The following is a 6,278-nucleotide window of genomic DNA, read 5'->3' as shown; positions in this document are numbered from 1 at the left end:
CTAGGTGAAGTACAGAAATTGTGATGCCAATTTATGAGAGGAAGGGGTTGGCGATGTCAACCCCTTCCTCTCCCGTATAAAAATGATTATCATTCTCATAAATTGTACATTTTATTTTTTGGAAGTCCCTAAGATTCCCATCGTATGCTAAGAATTCTGAAAAATCTATTAATAACTATCATTATCGTGCCCAAGAATGTTTGATTTGTTTGATGCGTGTAGCTCAAGGACAACTGACTTATTATCAATTCGGTGGTGAGAGATTTCCTTTACGAGAATAGAACACCAAATCTCATCATAAATAAAAAATTGGTATTCCTAAAAAATATTCGAGGTATTAGCAAAGATTTGCGATCGCCTAACGAAACTAACTGTTTTGTTTATATAGCAATCAGAGATAATTTATGATATATTTAAAAGCAATTAAAAAGTATCAAAATCCTTTTATATTCTGACTCCTGACTCCTGATTTATAACTCATAATTACAACTTAAATATGATTGCTATAACTCCCATTTGGAAACTTGAATATTTTTATTTCAATTATTATATCTAGCTTGATTTTGTCTTCTGTATTTGAAACCCATTATCTGTTTTTTGAAATGTAAAACTACTATAAATAATAGGATTTACATTAGAGTTTTGGTCTTGATACATAAAGATTACATATATATAATCTGCATTAGCTAGTTTGGGATATTCTTGATTAACTAACTTAACTGTATTTTCAGCAATATTTTGAAGTTTTTGTTCTGTCAAATTATCCCAACTTTTATCAGTAAAAGTAATTTTTAAACTTTTGATATAGTTAACGTCATTTGTAAAATCAATGCCTAAGTAATTACTGCTTCTAATATCAAAAGATGTACCAGCTTCTCCTGGATAATTTTTGCTGAGAACTTCTGATAATTCCATTACATCTTCCAGGGTACTTATCATTCCACAACTACTCAGTAATAAAAAAGGGAAAAAAATCAGTGAAATTATTCCCAAGCGGAAAATAGGTATTGGCAAAAATCTACTAATTGAAAGTCTAGGTTTGGTTTTTGGCAAGTTTATTTTCATAATCATTCATGTTCTACCTTAATTTATGTAGTCTGTTCATTAACTACTAGCTTCCATCAAGGTGAACTTATGCAGGTTCTGTAAAATATTTCTCAAAGGTGCATAAGTTCAAATCATCAGAGACTAGAGTAAAATAGAACCTTTAGGAGAATGTATTGTGAGTGCTAATAAGCATCAATGCTAATTCAATAAGGTTGAAAATATAGTATGGAGGTGTAAGGAGGATGAAAAATGGCTCTCAGCAAGAACTACTGGACATTATGCAAAATTGATTTAACTAGCTATGATGTGTCTGGTTATCAGAGGGGATATCGAGAGGACTTACTATTACCTGTTCAACAACAATTTCAAATCTGGTTTCCGTTTATTGCTGAACTCAAAGAACTCTCCTCCCAAGATGACCGAAAAATTCAAGCTACTTTGCTATCTCACTTTCTATCTCAAAATTCTGCCTCTTCTAACTCCTGGAACATAAGAGCAGGACTTTCTTTGCGTTGTTACATTTCCCATGCTATTGTTCATGCTTGTCAAAAACTGGCTCAACAATTTGGCGATCGCTATGGTTTTTCCCACTTAGACTTGTTGTACCTGGTACTCACTGATGATGGTAAAATCAAGAGCTTTCAGGAAGCTAGCGAAAACTCTGAGTCTTCTTACCCCTATTTTTGGGCGCACATTTTGAGAAAGTTCAATGCTGAAAAAGCTGGACTCTGGAATTGGACTTATTTACTCACCCGTCGCCACCCAGAACTAACTCGAACTTTATGGGTGGAATTTGGTTTATCTTTAACTACTCCTTGGGGAAAACTAAATGATATCAAGCGTTACCAAATGAAAACTCTCTCTCCTCAAGAACAGGATGTGGTAGAAGCATTTCATGCAGTATATCGCCGCGACAGACGAGAAAAGGGTGCAAGGGGCAAATGTCCAGAACCTTCTGAGTCTCAACTTCAGGAAATGCGCGATCGCCTTTTTCCAAGGGGAATTATATATAATTCTTCGGATGAACTACTGGAGCAATTAAAAACTATTGCTCAGTTTCTACAGGAACAAATTTTCAATCCAACGGAGATTTTACCTCTCTCTAATTCTTCAGCAATGGAACTTGAATTTCTAGACGAACATCGCGATCGAGCTATTATGGATGCTATTGAGGGGGTACTTTCTCAACGTTTGCAGAAACTACAAAAAAGTTTCTGGTATAGTGAATTTGCTCCTCATTTTTTGCCTAGTTTACGACTAATTTATTGTGAAAATAAATCTCAAAGCGAAGTAGCTCGACAATTAAATATGAATAATCAATCTCAAGTTAGTCGCATCTTAAAACTCAAGCAATTGCTGAAGCAAATTCGAGAACAAGTAATGGAGAAATTGCTACAGATTTTGTTGAAGAAAGCAGAATTAAATTCAAGTCAAGGAGTTTTAGAAGTAAATGCTTTTGATTCTTTAATTGAACTCTTAAGTCGTTATTTAGATGAAACGGTTTTTCTAGAGGCAGCTAAGGAAATTTCTACACCCAGGAAATACCAAGAAATGACAAGTTTGTTCGCTGAAAAAATGCGCTATTATCTTAAATATACAGGACTTACGCAAAATATGCAATTATACGCCATATGTAGGGGCGAATGGCATTCGCCCTTACTAGATATGGCGGTTCTGCGTAAGTCCTGATATAGTTAGCCTATTTGACAGAATAATAAATAGACTTCTCCGTAAAAGAGGGAGTAGGTCGGAGGTAGGGACGTTGCATGCAACGTCCGTACAGAGTAGGGGGAAATAATTGATTATTTATGTGCGATAATTGATTTTATTTTTTGTGATCGGAGATGTCTAATACCATTTCTCAAAAAGAATGCTATACCCGATCGGGTGGGGAAGTGTGGGACCCACCCCTAACCCCTCCCAGGATGGTAAGTGTATTCCGTGTTGGGAGGAGTAAACATAAGAATAATAAACATTAACTGGGCTATTTTTAGCATAAAAGTGATTTGCCATGTATTAATCACTTAATAACTGAAGTGCGACTTAAGTATAGCAATGCTTTTGGGAATTGGTCTAATAGTAAAGAACTACATTAATTGTTCCATTTTTCACAAAAAGCAAATTTTAAACCACAACAACAAACCGGATAAAAAATATGAATATTCGTTCTGCTTATGAGCAAACAAACAGACAGTATTACCGACAATTGCAGTTAGAAACTATCGATCTAGAACCTGAAGATTTTCAGCAAGCAACTCTATTGAGTCATAAATTTAATAACGAATCCCAAAAATGGCAAGCTTATTTGAAAATCTTGGCTTTATTTGCACTAAAAAGATGGTTGAGCGATCGCCATTTAACATTAGATAATCGAATTGAATCTCTGCCACCTAATCAAATTATTAGTTCCGAACCAATGAGCAATCTGCAAGTTGGCGGATTTAAAGTTTGCTTACTGACAAATGAGAGTATAGTAAATGAAGGAATAGAAATTCCTAAAGAAATGATTTATTCCCCAGATTTTGCTGCTCATTTATATATAGTAATACAGGTATTAGTAGAGTCAGAAGAAGCTATTTTAATTGGATTGATACGATATGATCAATTAATAAATCAGTCTTTACAAAAAAACGAAAGAGGAAATCATCAACTTTCTTTGAGTGAACTAAATAATGACTCCAGTCACTTAATTTTAAATCTTAAATATTTGAGTCCGGCAGCTATTAAACTTCCAGAAAATGCTTTAGCTGAATCAAAATCTTGGGAAAGATTAACAAGTTGGTTAGAAGGTATTTTAACAGAAGGTTGGCAATCAGTAGAAAAAATTAGAGGAAATCGTAAACCGATTATGCAAATGGCTTTCAGTTTAGATAAAATAACAGAAAAACTATCTCCCAAAGTAGTTAAAAATTTTCTTAAACAATTCCAAATGACTCAAAAAATAAGAGATGAAACACAGACAGATTTATCTAAACCTGAACTCTCAGATACAGAAGTAAATCAAGCTCTAGTAAATATTTTACAAACAACAGAAGATGAAGAAACACGCTGGCAAATTGCCGAATTGTTGTGGGAAATTGACCCTAGTCACCCAGCAGCAGGTGTACGTCGCGCTATCGATCTAGGAATGCAACTAGCAGGAGTTCCAGTGGCACTAATGATAGCGATTTTACCAAAACCAAACCAAAGATTTGCTGTTCTTTCCAGAGTTTATCCTCTCCAAGACCAACGTTTTTTACCAGCAAATTTAAAACTCATTGGTTTAGATGAAATGGGGGAATCTTTATTTGAAATTCGTGCTAGAGAAAGAGATGATTATATTCAGTTCAAATTTACCGCCGATCCAGGCGATCGTTTTAGTCTTCAAGTTAGCCTTAATTCTGCCACCGTGACAAAGGACTTCATAATTTGATGACAGCGGTTTTCCTGCACGGTAGACCACAGTAGGGGCGATTTCCTGCGGAATGCTGCTAATTACGCGAATCGCCCCTACAGGGTTTTGGTTGTGACGATGTGGTTCATCAATCAGCAAAAGCGCTGTAAATAAACTGATAATATTGTAGGTTGGGTTAAGCGGTAGCGCAACCCAACAAGGATGTCTAAAAATATTGGTCTGCAAGAAGAATAGTAGTAGCAAATCACGACTTATAGAGCTTTTCAGCCTGATGAGGTACATAAACGATCCCCCTAAATCCCCCTTTTTAAGGGGGACTTTCAGTTACCCCCTTTTCAAGGGAGGAAAGGGGGGATTTCCAGGACTATACCTCACTATAACTCCTACAAATCTTAGAAGTTTGACAATCTAAAATCCTTGTGACATTGAGATTTGGTGTTGGGTTTATCCTAACGGATAAGCTGGCGCTAACGTGTCCTCAACCCAACCTACAAAGAGCAAATTTCAAGAATATAGTACTAAATCTTAGAAGTTTGACAATCTAAAATCCTTGTGACATTCAGATTTGGTGTTGGGTTTATCCTAACGGATAAGCTGGCGCTAACGTGTCCTCAACCCAACCTACAAAGAGCAAATTTTTGGAGATATCTATTAAACCGAATATAATATTAAAACTAAAGCAATGAATTAATAATAATGGCTAAACAAGTTGTTATCAAAATAGAAGAAGGCAGTTTTGAATTAGGTTTTCCTGTTTCCCTCGAGTTTTTGCAAGATGGTAGAATCATTGCCAGAGAACGCAAGTGTCCTCAATTGCCCCCTAACCCAGATTTTCCTAGAGTTTATGATCAATGGAGAAACATTTATACTGGGTTGGGAAATATTTATACTGAGTCGTTTCCCGACTTCCGAGTGATAGAGACGCAAGAGGGGCAAATTACCCACGTCTCCAGTTTAGAAGACTGTCAAAATGCCACTCTAACCCTAGAATCTAACGTAAGAAATTGGTTTGGGCAACCTATCTTTGGAGCTATAACAGCGCGAATTATAGGAGAACTCAAAGATGGAACTCCAAATGAATCAGTACGAGTTATCGTCGATACATCAAATGATTATCTGCGTAAGTTATCCTGGGATTATTGGGATTTATTTGAGAAACCGTATTTTTTACCCCAGGCAGAATTTGCCCTTTTATCTCAATATGATCGACCAACAAAAAAACTGAAGCAATCAATAAAAATTCTGGCAATTTTTGGGAGTGATGAGGGGGGATTACAACTGCAACAGGATCGGGAACTGATTGAAAACTTAAATAAATATGGGGCAAGAATTACCTCTATTCCAGCCAGAGGAAATTCTCTGACTCCTCAAGAACTATTTGATAGTCTTTGGCTCGGAAATTGGGATATTATTTTTTATGCTGGGCACAGTTCTGGTCAGACTATTCATGTCGATCATGCCTTAAATTTATCAATCGATCTTTTGAGAGAAGCTTTGAGGAGAAATGCTCCTAGAGTCAAGCTGGCAATTTTTAATTCCTGTGATGGACTGGGTATTGCTGAATATTTAGCTGATTTTAATATTCCCCATTTGATTGTGATGCGAGAACCTGTTCCGGATTTAGTGGCACGGCGTTTTTTAAAATATTTCCTGGAAGAATTTACCCAAGGTAAACCTCTCCACACCTCTGTTCGAGAAGCACGGAAGCATATATTTATGATTCATTTACCAACCTTACGAGTAATATAGCAATCCTATTTGAATTATAATATTTTGGTGGTAGTCGTAGGGGCGATTCGCGAATCGCCCCTACTCTAGCTAGCTTAAATTACCCTTC

The 6,278-nt window shown here is 36.1% G+C and carries 4 protein-coding genes; 3 read left to right on the top strand and 1 reads right to left on the bottom strand.

Annotated features, from left to right (window positions below; genetic code table 11):
* Window positions 1-552: 552 nt before the first annotated feature.
* Complete coding sequence (locus tag F6K22_RS27665) at window positions 553-1,071, bottom strand: hypothetical protein (RefSeq protein ID WP_293105490.1); 519 nt, start codon at window positions 1,069-1,071, stop codon at window positions 553-555.
* A gap of 225 nt (window positions 1,072-1,296) precedes the next feature.
* On the opposite strand from F6K22_RS27665, the gene F6K22_RS27660 reads away from it, so the two are divergent.
* The 3 genes from F6K22_RS27660 (at window position 1,297) to F6K22_RS27650 (ending at window position 6,190) form a co-directional block, all read left to right on the top strand.
* Window positions 1,297-2,736: a sigma-70 family RNA polymerase sigma factor gene (locus tag F6K22_RS27660; protein ID WP_293105487.1), complete on the top strand. Its 1,440-nt coding sequence runs from the start codon at window positions 1,297-1,299 to the stop codon at window positions 2,734-2,736.
* Between the two features lie 466 nt (window positions 2,737-3,202).
* Window positions 3,203-4,459: a DUF1822 family protein gene (locus F6K22_RS27655; RefSeq protein WP_293105484.1), complete on the top strand. Its 1,257-nt coding sequence runs from the start codon at window positions 3,203-3,205 to the stop codon at window positions 4,457-4,459.
* Window positions 4,460-5,137: 678 nt separating this feature from the next.
* On the top strand, window positions 5,138-6,190 hold the full coding sequence (locus tag F6K22_RS27650; protein WP_293105481.1) for a CHAT domain-containing protein: 1,053 nt from the start codon (window positions 5,138-5,140) through the stop codon (window positions 6,188-6,190).
* The last annotated feature ends 88 nt before the right edge of the window (window positions 6,191-6,278 follow it).

Source organism: Okeania sp. SIO2F4 (genome assembly GCF_010672385.1).
Classification (GTDB): Bacteria; Cyanobacteriota; Cyanobacteriia; order Cyanobacteriales; family Microcoleaceae; genus Trichodesmium.
The sequence above is the reverse complement of the archived record's forward strand: the minus strand, read 5'-3'. Positions and strand labels throughout refer to the sequence as shown.